This window comes from Antarctobacter sp. (assembly GCF_034670325.1).
Classification (GTDB): domain Bacteria; phylum Pseudomonadota; class Alphaproteobacteria; order Rhodobacterales; family Rhodobacteraceae; genus Antarctobacter.
The window spans coordinates 36366-51244 of the sequence record NZ_JAXMNR010000002.1; the positions used below are offsets into that span (position 1 = coordinate 36366).

The following is a 14879-nucleotide window of genomic DNA, read 5'->3' on the forward strand; positions in this document are numbered from 1 at the left end:
GATGCGACCCGCCCGTCATGTCGGGCAAAAAAAAGTGGTGGAGTTCCCCCGCCCGAACACCCAAGAGGATGCCCGGACGGGGGAGGGTTACGAAGGAACCTTTTTGCTGACGACGTAGTCGGCAAGCCACTGCCAGTAATGGTCAGCATTCCTGAAGCCCTGAGCGCGCGCGGCCAAGTCCTCAGCTCGAGAACGAGAAAGGCCGCCATCGTATTCAGCGATAGCGGCCCTCTCTTCGAAGTCATTGATGTCAGGGATTGAGGTCAAGGCGCGCACCCGACCGGCAACCGTATTTGGTCTACGATTTGCCTTTTCTGCTCATCACTGATCCCGGCAGAATAGAGACTGTAGGTCAGCCTGTTTTCTGAACGTGCTGCTTGGTGGCCGACTAGGCTTGCAGTGAAGTGTTCCGGAACTCCCGTGCGTTCACATTGGGTGATGAACCACTTGCGGGTTGAGTGAAACACGACGCCTGGACGATCCAGTTTGAGCTTGGACCGGAGACGCGTAAATCGCTTGGTTACCTTGTCCGGGTTCACTGCCGGAAACAACGCGCCAGTACTGGGTAGTTGGTTGAGGATCGGCAGTAAACTGTCGTGTAACGGGACCTCACGTTCAGCAGCCTTCGATTTCAGTTGCCTGAGGGCGTTGGGTCTCAGGTTGATGAACGTCCCAAGGTTTTCCTTGGCAATAAAGTCCTCTCCAGTCAGTCCACAGGCTTCGCCCGACCTGAGACCGGACAGAAGACAGAGACGCAGCAGCGGTTCAAGGATAGGCTCTTCTCTGCGTAGCAGACTAACAACCTCCTTGTCTGACAGCACAGCATAGCTTTGCACGTCTGTTCCGAGGGAAACGCAGAGCATGCCGAGTTCATTTTTCTCGGCTTCCCCAGTCGCGACGGACCAGTCGAGAAAGTGGCAAACCTGTTTCCAGATTCGCTTTTGCGTCTGCGCTCCTATTCTTTTGGAACTGTCGCCGGACAGCTGGATCAGATCCTTTAAGCCCATGCCTTTTGTGATCGAAGATTTTGCCGAATTCGGGCATAGGAGGCTGATTTCACGAAGGAAAACCACGCCATCTTCTCTGTCTAGATCGGAGAGCTTTTTGTTTCCATACACCGAGGTAAACAGTCCGATGCTGAACTTTACAGCTTTGAACGTTCCCGGTCTGAGTTGCTGGGATCGCATCTTGAGATAGTCTCCCACGATTTCGTTGACTGTTGCTTGCCCCGCCAACCGAACCCGGCGAAACCGCGTCACAGCGGCAACCAGAGATTGAGTTTGGTCATGCCCGCCGGAAATTATGCGGCTCTCAGCCTCAGCAACGATCCGATCGTAGTTTCCATTGGCTTCTTGAACCCGCGCCTTGGCAATTCGGGCATCCCCGGTCCGAAGGGATTGTTTTAGAGCCTGTCCGAGGATGGGCTGAAGGTGTTTAGGATAGTTCCGCCGGTAGAGCCAAGTCTTCCGGTGCATGTATGCGAACTTGATATTTGTCGACACACGTCCTCCTTTTGGGGGCATTCGCCCCCGTTTGGGTGTTCATCTCGATTTTTTTGAATGAAAACAGGCGGTAACTTCGTTAGGGAAGTTCCTTGCCGTCTTTGCTTTTTGGGTCAACAACCCGTAGGATCATCGACAGCTCCGGCTCTCCGTACTCCCCAGCAAGCGGGCCGGTACGTGAGTAACCGCCAACACAATCTCCATACACTTCGAAAACCTCGAAGGTATGTTCTGGGATATCGTCAAAGGCCCGAATAATAACATGCATTCCGGGGATGAGTGGCGGGGCTTTTGCGCTTTTTCCAACCATCGCTCAGCCTCTCCGAAGAAAGAAGTCAGGCAGGACTGCGCCGAGTACGACGCTGAAGGGCAGGGGAATAGGAATGATCTTCAGCCAATCGGGCATGGCCGACAGGACAATAAGTACGGTTGCTAGCCCCTGAGGGACGCTCAGCGTGACACCACAGCGGCTTCTAAGCACCCAGCTTATAGCCAGCCGAACGCTTGCTCCGACTGCCATCAGCAGCAAGAAGGTAAAGGACATCTATACATCTCCTAGAAGGTTTCTTTGTATAGATGCTTGGAGTTCCTCAGTTTTCTTTGGCTAGAGTTTGACGAACCCTACATCAGAGCCTTTTGGAAATGCCGAAGGTGAACATCAGCCCTTGAACGGCCTGAAGGTAGTTCGCCAAGCGTAGACAGGAATGTTTGAAATCGGCAGCGGTGTAGGCAGGGCTACTAGCGAAACCGGCACGTCGCTATCTGCAACGAACGGCCCATACCAGACACCCATGTGGCGTGCCTTCGCCGCTCCGCAGCTTCCGCTAAACGGCCATTCGTGACATCCTGCAGCATTGTCTCAAGGAGGGGGAGCGGCTGAGAGGAAAACTCAGAACGGCCTGATATCGAAGCAGAACAGCGGATTGGATCCTAACCAGATTGCAAGACTTGAGCATAGCACAAGCGTCACAAACTCTCCGACGCCCGTTTCGTTTTCTCAATTGGCGAACGTCGAGCTAACGACGCACTCCATACACTGGCACACAGTATATTTTGTGCGTTGAGTGGGCACAAGAAACCTTTCCGTCAGCTTCTGTCAAAAAGGTCATCGATTCTATCCTGCGGAGATAGTGGCGCCTCCGCTTTCAGGTCTTGCATTGGTCGTTCGAAATTTTCATGATCTTCATATGCTGATTCTTGATTTTTGTACTGAATCTGAGGGAAGTCGATGCCATCCAATATTTTATCCACCTCCTCATCGGTAAAAGATAGGTTTCCGCAATGTAGGTCGATGTACTCACGCGCCCAATTCACTGCGTCACTGTATTGCTCATCGCTAAGAAAATTTATTAGAACGTTATCTTCAGAAATGTAGTGTTCTACATTCTCCTCCCAATGCTCGAGGGTCGCTTTCCTATAACGCCGCCTAACTTCCGGCAAACCTTCAAGGCTGACGTGCTCCAGCTCTTGAATTAAAACGCCCAACTTCTCAAACTCGGCAAGGTCCTCAGCTTCGTCGGTTGCCCAAGTCAAGAAATTCAAACTGCAGGCTGGTATTATTTCAACCTTCATTTGCAGTAAGCTGGTAAGCACCTCGCAAGCCATCTCCAAGCTGCTCCCCGAGCAGAGCTCCGATACCAACATGTGACGCAACTCAGAAGCGAATTTCTCGGTCGGTAGCGGCACGCGAAATGTCGTATCCGCGAACGCCAAATGGGCGAGACGCCAGAAGTAACTCGGCTTTTGAGATCCAACTTCGAAATTTAGACTTTTGCAGCACAGATCTCGAACGACAGTTGAATACGTATCCTTGGAAACTCTTTTGTCTGCTAACAAGCTGGAAATATTGTCAATAGATCTCGTGGTCTTCAGGGCTTGCAAAAAGGTGGAGAGCGTATGGCGATCAGCTGCGAGCCTCGGCAAGACAAAATCCAAAATAGAAGGGTTGAACAACCCAACAGTAACCGTGCCAAATAGTGGGTTCAAATTCCGCGAAAGCGTGGACCCGACTGCGCCCCGTAATGTCCTCACAAAGTGATCTGCAACATTGCTTGGCGTGGCAGTTCCATCTCGCAGTGCGCTATTCCTAAACGCATCCGCCAAGTCAATCTCAGATATGCTACCACCATTCAAAACGACCAAGTTTATTACTATCCGCGTAAAATCGTCGATTTGCCTGCTATAAACGTCCGACCATACTTCTTGCGGATTCTCCAATTTTGAGCTGATGTAATCCCAATACGCATCCGGCGACACTTCAGAAAGTCTATCCGGGTCGGTGATAAATGATATGAGGCGCGGATTGAAATTCTTGTGACTCGCCATGTCCTGATATCGCTTTTTCCTATATATCTCATCCACAAAACCCTCCCCTAAACCGCTAAACCATATGTGGTTGTAAAGTATATTTGCTTTATCCAAGAGGCTGAGTGACGCAATTTTAACCTCGAACTCTTTTCGGTCGATTTTTCGATTGTCGAACAGGTCGCTCCAGACCTTCCCCTGATTGAGAACGGTCGACCGAGACGTCAGGATGAAGCGTTTGTTTTTGTCCCGTTCAACTCGATCTATAAGGTCAAGAACTCGACTATCTTTACGCCCCTCAATTGCCAAAAGATAGTTTCTCCCAAGAAAATCATCGTAGTACAGCACCTGCTTCTTGCCAGCTTCGTAGACCGCCTCGACTTCCGAGAGGTCGTCCTCGATTACGCATAACTCATATTCCAGCCCCACGTAGTGGTGCGCCATTTGATCTGCGAGAGTTGTCTTCCCTACGCCGGCTTCCCCGGTAATTACGACAGAATGAACTTCGTTTAGCTTCTTGAGTGCCGCACCGTGTGCTTCGGTGATGACATATCGCCTAGTTGCCTCAATTATAGCATCCCTCTTAGCCTCACTCCGCCCCGTCAATGCAGAGTTAAGCATCCGGTGCAGCACGTTTGAGCTTGCAAGCCAAAGCTTGTAATGACGCCTCTCGACTTCAGAAAATTCATCCAGGAGATCATTTACATTCTCTTGCCCAATAACATCTTCGTCTGAAGATATGTAAGGGGCAAAAATATCTCTGATCTCCTTCTTGTTGGCTTTAGAGAGTGGCTGAGATGTTGCAAAAATATACCTTTTCGGATTTAGGGCTGTGACCTTTTTGGCTTCGCTTTTCCTTAATGATCGCGCTAAATTGGCAAAGGAGCTTCTCGCCCAGTGTTTGGTTTGAATGATAACTTCACCGGATGAGGTGGTGAAAAATCTGCCATCAACGCCTTTGTCTTTTCCAGGCTTGTAGCGATCAACGCGTACGCCTTCTCGCTTTGATAAAAGATCGTTAATTAGAGCTTCGAACTCCTTGTCGTTCAAGTTGTCAAAGTTGTAGTTTTGCACTTGGCACCTCTTGAACAGTTCTGGCTGCTACGTGTATCAAATTTCAAACATTGGCAAACAGCTTACTGCCCGTAGTCACTAAGTTAAACACGAGCCTCGCGGTGGCGTGAACCGTCTGGGGCCATTGCTTTTCAACTACCTCCGGGTAACGTGGGCACATGAGGTAGCTTTTCCACCCTCTCAGCAAAAGGCACTCATTTGCATCGTCGATTCCGAGCCCGAACTGAACAGTCTCAGGTAAAGTCGGCTCTTGTGAGTGCGACACTCCAGTTCAGCTATCGAAGCGAGTATACAGCGGCCTTCCTTGGACGTCAGCCGAGGTTCGGCGACACGATCTTGGCGGTGCGTCCGCTTCCACGATTTGGCAAGGCTTGGTTCGCACGTGCAGAGAATGTCAGGAATCCGCCCTTTTCTCGGTCATCAATCCTTTAGTGTGTATACAAAATCGAGGGTGTCCGGCCTTGGCCCCATGACGCGCGTTGGCAGATTTGGCTCAGGTTCGCGGCCTCGCTGGTGCCCTTTGACCAACACAACTTTGCCGCTGCGGTAGCGTCGCTCATGCTCACTTACCCAATGTCGAACGGGCCCACTTCGCTCACTTTGTGCTTGTCGTACAAATTCAAGGCGTGCCTGCCTTTCACGCATATGCGCTGCGGCCTGCGGACCTATACGGATTGTTAGATGTGATTTCTGCGCGCCGAGGATCCAAGGCTTGCCGAACTTTCGAGCCGTCTTTGCATCTTTGGCCGTGAAGGTCTCGGTTTCGGCGGGGATAATGCCACCCAAATCGGGGGAAACCAACATCGCAAAGAGGGCATATGGAATGAATAGATCGGCCCCGGTATCAATGCGATGCAAGTACCGAAGAGCGTCGATCTTTTTCTTAGAATCCCCTATGCGCGCGCGAAAGTTGACCATCGACTGGCTCAGGTCCTCGGTGACATTATTGTAATCCAGTTGTCCTTCGGCTGTCCGGTTGACCAACAAAGCGCAAATCGGATCCATGATCTTGCTTCCTTCAGGGCGGCTGAACATCGTGACGCGCAAATGATCGTCGTTTCGGTCATCAATCAGATAGCCGCGCAGGCCAGAGCCGATTGGCTTGTCGTCATGAGCGGTCGTTGGCGATCCCCGTTCGAAGCGTGCGATCGCAAGCGCCCGATAGTCCAACTCAACCCATGTGACCTTAGCCGGAAGCTTCACCTCGCCGAGAATGTCCATCGCAGGAACACCGATGGCTTCCGCCTTCTCTTGGACGGCATCGTGCAAGGTATCAGCATAAGTTGCGGCCAAATGATCGAGTAAATATACCTTGGCTAGCTGCAGGGCGCCGAGAGCATACTCTCGAAACAACTGTAATTCCTCCGACCATCCCACATGCCAGACCGGATCATCTCGAGGTGCAGACTTGGCAGCTAACGAAGAGCCATAGGTGGAAATCAAATCCTTATAGAGCATCTTTGGGCATCCAATCAATTCAACGGGCAGCTTCCGACAGGCGCGCCAAATATTCAAGTGAGTACCAATTGACACGCGTCGGCCACATGGACGTGTTCCTTTGGCTTTCGCGCTCGTCGCAACCCCTTCATTTTGGCACTAAGACGCAAACCTAGATAGTTCGTAGATGTCTGCATTGGTTGGGCCATCCGATGCCTCTGGTCTCGCAGCGAATGACGGCTCTCCGCCCGATGTCGACCAAGATCTACCCTTTCCATCCCGGATGATCACATAGGGATGTTTTTGAAGGAGATGTAGTAAAACCATGCGATACGGGTCCCATATATGAGGGGAGGGGGTCTTTATCCTATAGTACCCCACCCCATACTACCTCTTATATATAATATCTAATATAAGTTAGATGATGGACAGTACGGCCTCGTATTTTCTATCGTTGCGTTGGTTCCGGGAGCGGCTATGCATAGGAAGCTGTGACCTCTGGTACGAGGCCTGTGTGGCGCTTGAACGTCTCTACCATGACAGCCTTTGCCTCCTGTTCGTAATTTCCGTTGACCAAGACAGCGTCATGCACAGGGAGGGCCACGATCTTTTGGTTTTTGAGTGCCAATAAGACTTCGATCAGGATATCAGATTCCGCGCGCATTAACTTCAGCCCGAGACCCTCATTGAAGCGGTGGGAGATCAGCGGGTGCTTCTTGTGGATCGCATCCATTACTTGGTTCAATGAGAAGGTCTTGGGCAGGGTCGTCCGTGCCCCCATTGGCATTCGCTTCAATGGTTTCTCAGAGTTTATTGAGGCTTGGATGACCTTTTTGATTCCGGGTCGACAGGTAGCGGGGATACCGAATTCACTAAGGTCATATAAGTCGCCGGAAGGAACTTGGGCGTCCTCCAGTCCATAGAGGATCAGCAACGCCGTTTGCCCGTAGTCGAGCTCCACGGGCGTATCACCATCAATATAGAGCCAAGTCAGGCGGTCACTGTGTTTCATGCGCTGCCAGAAGCCGCCGTAAAGTCGCCCTCCCTGCTGGAAGTCACCATTGTTGAAAATGCGTCGCAAGCGCCGGTCAGTGAGCTTTACATCGTCGTGATCGTGGTCGAGATCCGCTTGTGCCAACCAACAGTTGATCTCGGTGAGCTGTTGCCTGAGTAGATCAGTTTCCTCAGTGTCTTTATACTCGATCAGCGGACCGGGCTGATCGCCCTTTGATTTTTTCCCACGCAGGAGGATGGTCTCTTCGTCTTCGGAACGTCCTATGTCGGTAACAGAAACGCCGAATGTGTCGATATTCCTCAGAAGGGAGCCATCAGCGGCGATGATCGTTTGCTTCCCTGCGCCCACGATTGTCGGAGAACCTTCGCTACTCGAAAATTTTGCCTTGCCCGGAATCAACTTTATGAATCCCATCTCCAGGGAAGACATAACCTTCAGGATGAAGGGCAGCGTCTTGCCCATGGCTTTGCCCTTGTAGCGTGACGCTTTTCGCAGAACCTGATTGCTTTGGCTCAGATGAACCCGACCTCTAGGCTGCTCAAGTTCACGGTAGACAAGGTCACAGAGTATTGCTTCGACCGTAAGTTCATAGATCTTCTGAGCACTCTCGCTGCGTTTTCGTTTTCGTTCTTTCATGAAGAGTTCATAACCGTCGAGTTGAACCATCACGTCCTTGATCAGGTTGCGCATGGAATCCGATGTTGCACGCCGGTGCGGGTCGAACGGACGGGCGTTTAGGTATGGTTGCTTAGCTTGCTGCACTGCGGGGGCCTCGCCACGTTTTCTCCAGCCAGCCGCGCAGGATGTCTTGGCCATATCCCGATCCATAGCGAGACGCGACCTCGGCACTGCTGTGCCCCATGATCGCCTTGCTGATTTCCTCGGGACAGCCGACATTCCGAAGATCGTCTTTCTTTTTGTGTCGCAGGCTGTGGAGCGACTTCTTCTCCTCGGGAATAATCTTCCGGAGGCGCTTCATCATTAGAGCTGAAGCAGCCGTATTGCCGCCTTGACGTCCGTACCGTTCGAAGATTGGATCAGTATCGCTTTTGCCTTGTCGGTGAACTTGCAATGCCTGAAGAAGATCATCGGAGATCGGCAGTATTCGGGCACTGCTGGCTGTTTTCAGGCCCCGTATGGCATTGGTCCTGATCTCAAGCTGGCGCTCCTGCAGGTTCATATCCTGTACCTCAAGGCCTGTTATTTCAGCCATTCTTGCACCGGTCTCCCAGAGCGCCCAGTAGATCGTCAGCAGGTCAGCGCGGGGGCGCATAGCCTCATAGCCCAGCTCGGCTTCCTGCGATGACAGGGGGAGGCGGTCTGTGGCTGAGTTTCCGGCACCTTTTACCTTCAGGTTCTGAAACGGATTTTTCAGGATCAGGCCGCGTTCATCAACGACGTGGTTCACGACGGCGCGAACAATGTTGATGTATCTTGTGACACTGTTTGGCGCGATTCGCTGCAACAGGTGGTCCCGGTACTTCAGAGCGTCTTCACGGGTTAGGTCGGAGATGTTGAGCTTGCTGAGCTTGACCTGCCCGATAGACGCCTGCAGGTCTTCTTGAGCCTTGTTTAGCGAATTCAGAAGCTTCTTGTTTTCTTCTGCGTCCTTGAACTCGGCATAGAGTTCGAAGGCCCGCGCCAAGGTCAGCTTTTCCTTGGGCACCGCTGCGGCAGCCAGATTCCCAATAACATGTCCGTCTACCTCGTCTTCCAACTCCTGATGAAGTGCCCAAAGGCCATACTCCAGGTTCTCGTCGACCCTTCCGGCAGCGATCATCTCGGCGGCTTCAGACCCAAAGTGAGCTTCGACAACGGCAAGCGTGCGTTCACGGCTCGTCTCTGCCTCAGCACGCTTGAAGAACGCCTCAACCTCGGCGTGTGCCTTGGGAAGGAGCTTGATCATGTTATCGTAGGAGTGGCCCAAATTACGGTAGATATGGGTGCGCCCAAGACGCTCAATCAGGCGCGTGGGGACGTTTCGCTTGTAGCGGAAAAGGCCGGAAGGCCGCTGCTGAACATAACGGGGCATTCTCATGCCGGAATCATCGGTCGTCATAACTGAGACAGTTAGTCCGTTCGCGACGAGAAAGGTACCGTTGCTGACCTAAAAGGGTCCAAAAAGGGTCCGCTTTGGACTGCCATACCCCCGGATCTATTGGATCATATCAATAAATCGGGGGATTATGGCTCCGGCGGTAGGGGGCGGAGACTGAGCGAGAAAATCCAACAATATCAAAGATGCGGCCTCTGCGAGCGCATCGAATGATTAAATATGTGCACATCCGCAGGCGGCGCGCAAGTGTTACGCGTCCAACAAAGGCGATGACCTGTTGCCATCTTTGAATTGCATTACGGCTCTTCGACGCGTCTCAGTCTCCGCTACCATCCGAACTCGATAGGCGGAAGCATCCCGCTCCTCGCTCGATCGCGTCTCGGATTTCAGGTTGACGTCTTGAGAAACGAACTCGTCGCCCGAAGCATAAGCATAAACTTTTAGGTAATAACCGTTTTGAGATAGGTCAGATTCCAACCACGCGCGCACGTGCGATCCGAAATCATGTGCATGACACATTATGCACACCCCACCCCCGCCTCCACCGCCAAAGCCGACGCTGGCACGGCTCCCACGATCCGCAACGCTCGTGGCCAGTTCGCCGGCACGGACGTTGTGCCTTGGCTGCATCCGTCACCGGTCACGCGTTTCGCCAGCCTTGATGAGGTCGCACGCACAATCGACGAAACGGTGCACACCATTCTCGCCGACGCTGCCGCCCACGACTCAAAAAGCAAAGAACGCGCTGCAGCCCTTGCGCTCGCCCCGAGCCCGGGCAGTGGCAAGACGACGAGAACCCAAGCGATCCTCGCCAGCCAGCCGCGCGAACTTATCGGCGACGACGTGCTCTTCCTGTCCCCCACTGCAGATCTGTCCGCCGAAGCCTGCGACAGGGCGCAGGCGATCAAAGGGAACGCGACCCCTGCAACGCGGATCCGCGGCCGTTCGTCGATTGATCCGGATAAGCCCGGCGTCCGCATGTGCCGGAAGTGGGAGCTGGCAGAGAAGGTCGCCCGCGCCGGACTGAAGGTCGGCGACACGCTGTGTCAGTTGCGCGAGGGGCAGGGTGCCGATGAGACCGTGCGGCGCTGCCCGTATTTCGATACCTGCGCCTATCAGCGCCAGAGCTTGGACTTGCCCGAGGAAACTCCTGTCGATCGCTATGCCGCGCACAATTTCGTTTATCTCCCGACGCCAACCGGACGTGACAAGGCGCTGCGCGTGATCGACGAGAAGTTCTGGCCCAAGATGCTCCGCCAGACTGTCGTTCCGGTGCAGGCTTTCACCCGGCAGGAACGGTTCCCCGGGCCGGAATGCGCGCCAGTTGGGGGCCACCTCGTTCATCTGGCCGCGGAGGCCGTGGTCGACGCACTTCGCGCGGACCGCGACTTGTCGAAGCTGCCGTATCAAGCGGCTCAATACCGCAGCTTCGCCGAGAAAGAGCGGGACAATGTCGAGCAGTTGCCGGCGATCAAGCCGGACATGACCATCGAAGCGCAAATCGAGGCGTTGGCGCGAATCCAGGCCTGCAAATCCGCCGCCGAACGTTGCGCGCGGATCTGGGAGGCCCTGGCGGATGCGCGGAAGCTCGGCCGGGCGAGACCGGATCGTGTCACACTGCGCACTCGCCACTACACGGCCGCAAACGGCGACACGACGAAGGTCGAGGAGGTCGTTCTTCACGGTGCCAGGGAGGTCCAGGGCAATATCCCGACCCTCATACTCGACGCGGATGCCAGCGAGACCATCCTCGGCACCTTCTTTCCAGGGATCGAGATCTGCACTCAGCGGTTGAAGCCCAATGCGGAGATCACCCAGGTGTCGAACCTTCGAATGAGCACTTCGCGCCTGCTCGGATCCGACAACCTGCGCAAAACGTGCAAGACACTGATCGAGACTGAGGTCGCGCGCGACCGAAACGACCGCGCCGGCGGTGTCCTCGTGGGCTGCACGAAAAAGGTGGCCCGAAAGTTCTTTGAGGAAGCCGGCAAGGTTTCCCCGACGACCCCCGACGCCGAGGCCATTTCAATCATGCTCAACGAGAAGCTCTTCGGCGCGAGCTGGCTGTGGTTCGGGGATCGGGCGCTCGGCTCGAACCGCTACGAGGACTACTCCACAGTGATCGTTCTGGGCCGGAACGAGCTGCCGGTGGAAGCCCTCGAGGACCAGGGCCGCAGCCTCTTCGGTGACAAGGACGACCAGCCGCTGAAGTTTGTGGAAGCCGACAAGAACGGGCGCCGCCAGATGCCCGAGATGTATGTCCCCTACGAGATGACCTCAGGGGAGAGTGTAGCGGCGCCGGTGCGCATGCACCCTGACAAGCGGATCCGCGAAATCCAGATGCAGCATCGGGAATGCTGCACCCGCCAGCTTGTCGAGCGCCTGCGGCTCGCCCGGGCGCGCTATCGCAAGCGGGTCATCCTGCTCTGCAATATCCCTATTCCCGGTCTTCCCGTGGACAAACTCGTGCGGCTCGATGAACTCATCCTGCAGACTGATCGGCTGGGCGAGGCCTTGCAGGAGGCCACACGCGGAAACCGGACCCTGATCCTGACAGCCAAGGAACTGCCGAAATGCGCCCCTGACACCTTCTCGAATACGAAGGCAGCGGAATCCTGGCTGGCCCGCACTCGGGAAAACCCTCGCGCCGCTATGAATGATATCAATAGCGGTGTGAGGGGTTTTGACCTGCACGCCGCCCGGATCCGCAGGGATGTGGCGCGCGCAAGGGTCGAGATATGTCTTGTCCTCGTCCGGACCGGGGAAGACCCGCGGAGCGTCATCGAGGCGGCGCATGGGCCGTTGCGCGATTTCGCACCAATCCCGACGCTGGATGCCGCGAGCGTCTTCGGAAGCAAGGGCCTGGACCGGTGAAATCCACACCGGCTCAATCGAACGAGGTGGACGATGTGCCCGGGTCCCTGTCAGGACTGGTTAAGCAGTCTCAACAGGATGCGTGCCTCGTGATCCTGACCGCCGAAGAACACTGCCAGCACGCGCATGACCTGCCGGTCATCGTCGACCTCGAAATAGTAGACCGCGCGGCCCTTCGTGACATTGCGGATCCCATCGCCAAGCTTCGGCCTCATCGTCCCTTGATGGGGGACTTCGCCCAGACCGTCCATGTTGCTTTCGATCTCGTCGAGGCGTTGCTCGGCGCGCCGAAAGGCCGTCTCGGCGTCCTCGCCGAACCCTTCGGCGGCATCGACGAGGAAATCGAAGATCAGTTCGAGGTCAAGAGTGACAGCCGCGGCGCGGATAACCTCATAGGCCACGGTCGCTCCGCTTTCGTGCGATCATGTCGCGTGTCGCCTGCCGCCCCTGGTCCAGGGATACAAAGGGGCCCGAACGGCGTCGGTCGAGGAGTTCCCGAAGTGCATCTGTGGTTTCAGACTGCTCGCGCAGTAGCTCCAGCCCCTGTTGGAGAACCGCGCTCAGGCTGGAATACCTGCCCTGGGCCACGAGATCACGCGCGTAGGCCTCCTGGGCCTCTGTGAGGGAAATTGATGCTTTCACGCTCATGTCGACTCCGTTTGTGCTACTGAGTAGTATCTGCCCTCGAATGTCGCTGTGTCAACACGCGCCGAAGCGCGGTCGATTTCCAGGTGCCAACCCTCTTCGCCCCTATTCACCGTTGGGTTGGAACCCGAGGAGAACCGGAAACAATCTGTATCCCCAAATTGACATCCGATGCGTTTCCGCGGAGCGGCCATCGAAGCGATTTCCTTTTCAGAAAACGTAAAGGAGATCGAGGAATGAAACCCGAGACAAAGCGAAGCGATTACAACGGACACAGGAACTGGAACGCGTGGCGCATCGCCGTGGAGTTCAGCAATGACCAGGGCCTCTATCTTATGACCTGCGACCTCGTCGATCAGGTCGGGATAGGCCGCGCTGCGGAAATCCTTGGCAAGGAACTGTCCGGCCAGAGGACGTCCGACGGTGCGGTGTTCAACAGGACAGCCATCCGCCTCGCCTTGCGCCACTGGCGATGAAGACCGGACCGACCCGGGCTCGCGTCCACCGCAGATCCTGAAAGACGGGGGAGATACCATGAAGAACACCATCGGCGGCTACATCGCGTTCAACGACGACATGAACAGCGTTCTTGCCACAGGACCAACCGCGGAGGATGCGATCACCGCCATCGCTGATGACGACAGGGACCTCGCACCGTTCTCGACCCTGCCGGCCAGCGTGGCGCTGATCGCGGATTTCGAGGAAACCGGTCCCGGCGGGCCGACCTGGCTCACGATTTCGACTGATCTGGGCGAGGTAGCCTGTCTCGAGGAAGAGAGCTGAGGGGATAACGATGGCCATTCGTGCATGTCTGCCAAGGACGTTTAGACGGCGATGGAATGCACCCGCGCTTGGTCGATACACGGGTGCCTCCTCGCTCAGGTTCCTTGCGACTGTTCCAGCCCCGCGCGTTCGGGTCAGGACGCCGCGCGCAGCTCCCGGAGGACCTGCTCGGCCCGCAGCAGGTCATGGACCGACGACAGCGTCGCGTAGAGCTCGATGAGCACGGCGAGCGCGTTCGACAGGCGATCCGCCTCTGGCGTCAGCCGCTCCTTGCCCCAGCACTTGTCACTCGAGACATTTTCCGGGCTGGGGTCGTAACGGGTCTCGACCCAGGTGCCTTCGGCGATCTCGGCGTCGAGCACGCCCACGAGGTCGTGAAGCATCGCCAGGATGCCCTTGTCGAAGATCTTGCCCGCCCGCAGGAGCGCGGCCAGCTTCCTGGCCTCCTGCTTGGGTTTTGGCGCGACGAGGTCGAGCACGTCCTGGTCTATTCCGGTTGCCGCGGCCCGCGCGAGCGGGAAGCACGAGGCGGCCATGGCGGTGATCTCGGCGGGTGATTTGAATCGCATGTTCATGAGGTTGAGTCCTTTGGGTGGGTTGCTTGGTCGAAGTGGGGGAGCAGCGGCGAGAGCGCGGTTCCTTACCGGAAACCGCGGTCCTTGCGCGCCTGCTTCGCCCTGCGTCTCTCTTCGCGGTCGTGCGCGGCAATGTCGGCTTCGGCGTGGATGCGCGCCCGGACGGCGTTCATCCTGTTCAGGAGCGCTTCGTCCAGCCGACCGATGATGGTTGGGCCATCTGTCGGGCCGTTGAATCCGCTGTTGTCGATGTGCACGGTGATCCTGCGGGCCCCGATGAAGCGTGTCGGCTTGTTAAGCCCCGCGACGGCGCGGGAGGCCGGCTGCTTGACCATGACTTCGTAGCCCCGGTTCGCCCTCGTGCTGACGGAGGTCCCATAGGCGAGCTCGACATAGCGCTCACCGCCACTTTCGAAGGTGTCGAGCACCAGGCAGGGTCGCCGTTTGGGCGCGCCGGGCTCGGCGTCTTCTTCGGTGACCGGGAAGCGGAACAGCACGACATCGCCGCGCACGGGGTGACCAGCATTGGTCATGTCAGGGAGAATGGGATGGGATTGGTGATACATGGAAGGATCCTCTTGGCGTGTGAAACGACGCCAGCGAAACACCCTTCG

Annotated in this window: 12 protein-coding genes; 3 read left to right on the forward strand and 9 right to left on the reverse strand. The window is 55.8% G+C overall.

Features of this window, described 5'->3' with window-relative positions; genetic code table 11:
* Positions 1-263 precede the first annotated feature (263 nt).
* From VOI21_RS05400 to VOI21_RS05420, 5 genes are all read right to left on the reverse strand, one after another.
* Complete coding sequence (locus VOI21_RS05400) at positions 264-1502, reverse strand: tyrosine-type recombinase/integrase (RefSeq protein ID WP_323768500.1); 1239 nt, start codon at positions 1500-1502, stop codon at positions 264-266.
* Positions 1503-2588: 1086 nt separating this feature from the next.
* Entirely contained in the window at positions 2589-4880 is a 2292-nt protein-coding gene (locus VOI21_RS05405) for a restriction endonuclease (RefSeq protein WP_323768502.1), read from the reverse strand.
* Between the two features lie 420 nt (positions 4881-5300).
* Positions 5301-6338, reverse strand: a complete 1038-nt coding sequence (locus VOI21_RS05410; protein WP_323768504.1) for a hypothetical protein — start codon at positions 6336-6338, stop codon at positions 5301-5303.
* Between the two features lie 454 nt (positions 6339-6792).
* Positions 6793-8148 (reverse strand): hypothetical protein, encoded by a 1356-nt coding sequence (locus VOI21_RS05415; RefSeq protein WP_323768506.1) that lies wholly within the window; start codon positions 8146-8148, stop codon positions 6793-6795.
* Positions 8081-9391, reverse strand: a complete 1311-nt coding sequence (locus VOI21_RS05420) for a tyrosine-type recombinase/integrase (protein WP_323768508.1) — start codon at positions 9389-9391, stop codon at positions 8081-8083. The genes VOI21_RS05415 and VOI21_RS05420 overlap by 68 nt, the downstream gene beginning before the upstream one ends.
* Positions 9392-9898: 507 nt before the next feature.
* Between VOI21_RS05420 and VOI21_RS05425 the strand changes: the two genes are divergently transcribed.
* Positions 9899-12262, forward strand: coding sequence for a hypothetical protein (locus tag VOI21_RS05425; RefSeq protein WP_323768510.1), 2364 nt, complete (start codon positions 9899-9901; stop codon positions 12260-12262).
* Between the two features lie 50 nt (positions 12263-12312).
* On the opposite strand, the gene VOI21_RS05430 is transcribed toward VOI21_RS05425, so the two are convergent.
* Positions 12313-12663, reverse strand: coding sequence for a type II toxin-antitoxin system RelE/ParE family toxin (locus VOI21_RS05430; protein ID WP_323768512.1), 351 nt, complete (start codon positions 12661-12663; stop codon positions 12313-12315).
* Positions 12653-12910, reverse strand: coding sequence for a type II toxin-antitoxin system ParD family antitoxin (locus VOI21_RS05435; protein ID WP_323768514.1), 258 nt, complete (start codon positions 12908-12910; stop codon positions 12653-12655). The genes VOI21_RS05430 and VOI21_RS05435 overlap by 11 nt, the downstream gene beginning before the upstream one ends.
* A 233-nt stretch (positions 12911-13143) precedes the next feature.
* Here VOI21_RS05435 and VOI21_RS05440 point away from each other — a divergent pair, with 233 nt between their 5' ends.
* Positions 13144-13383 (forward strand): hypothetical protein, encoded by a 240-nt coding sequence (locus VOI21_RS05440; RefSeq protein ID WP_323768516.1) that lies wholly within the window; start codon positions 13144-13146, stop codon positions 13381-13383.
* 58 nt (positions 13384-13441) lie between these two features.
* Positions 13442-13690 carry a hypothetical protein gene (locus VOI21_RS05445; protein WP_323768518.1) on the forward strand — a complete coding sequence of 83 codons (249 nt, stop codon included), beginning with the start codon at positions 13442-13444 and terminating at the stop codon, positions 13688-13690.
* Positions 13691-13824: 134 nt separating this feature from the next.
* Here the strand turns inward: VOI21_RS05445 and VOI21_RS05450 are convergent, their stop codons facing one another.
* Both VOI21_RS05450 and VOI21_RS05455 read right to left on the reverse strand, forming a co-directional pair.
* Entirely contained in the window at positions 13825-14265 is a 441-nt protein-coding gene (locus tag VOI21_RS05450; protein ID WP_323768520.1) for a hypothetical protein, read from the reverse strand.
* Between the two features lie 65 nt (positions 14266-14330).
* Positions 14331-14831, reverse strand: coding sequence for a hypothetical protein (locus VOI21_RS05455; protein ID WP_323768522.1), 501 nt, complete (start codon positions 14829-14831; stop codon positions 14331-14333).
* Between the last annotated feature and the right edge of the window lie 48 nt (positions 14832-14879).

Bases quoted from the DNA above. Each gene is read 5' to 3' on its own strand.
- VOI21_RS05455 (WP_323768522.1), bottom strand. From the start codon at position 14,831: ATGTATCACCAATCCCATCCCATTCTCCCTGACATGACCAATGCTGGT.
- VOI21_RS05420 (WP_323768508.1), bottom strand. From the start codon at position 9,391: ATGACGACCGATGATTCCGGCATGAGAATGCCCCGTTATGTTCAGCAG.
- VOI21_RS05415 (WP_323768506.1), bottom strand. From the start codon at position 8,148: ATGGCCAAGACATCCTGCGCGGCTGGCTGGAGAAAACGTGGCGAGGCC.
- VOI21_RS05435 (WP_323768514.1), bottom strand. From the start codon at position 12,910: ATGAGCGTGAAAGCATCAATTTCCCTCACAGAGGCCCAGGAGGCCTAC.
- VOI21_RS05410 (WP_323768504.1), bottom strand. From the start codon at position 6,338: ATGCTCTATAAGGATTTGATTTCCACCTATGGCTCTTCGTTAGCTGCC.
- VOI21_RS05440 (WP_323768516.1), top strand. From the start codon at position 13,144: ATGAAACCCGAGACAAAGCGAAGCGATTACAACGGACACAGGAACTGG.
- VOI21_RS05450 (WP_323768520.1), bottom strand. From the start codon at position 14,265: ATGAACATGCGATTCAAATCACCCGCCGAGATCACCGCCATGGCCGCC.
- VOI21_RS05445 (WP_323768518.1), top strand. From the start codon at position 13,442: ATGAAGAACACCATCGGCGGCTACATCGCGTTCAACGACGACATGAAC.
- VOI21_RS05425 (WP_323768510.1), top strand. From the start codon at position 9,899: ATGACACATTATGCACACCCCACCCCCGCCTCCACCGCCAAAGCCGAC.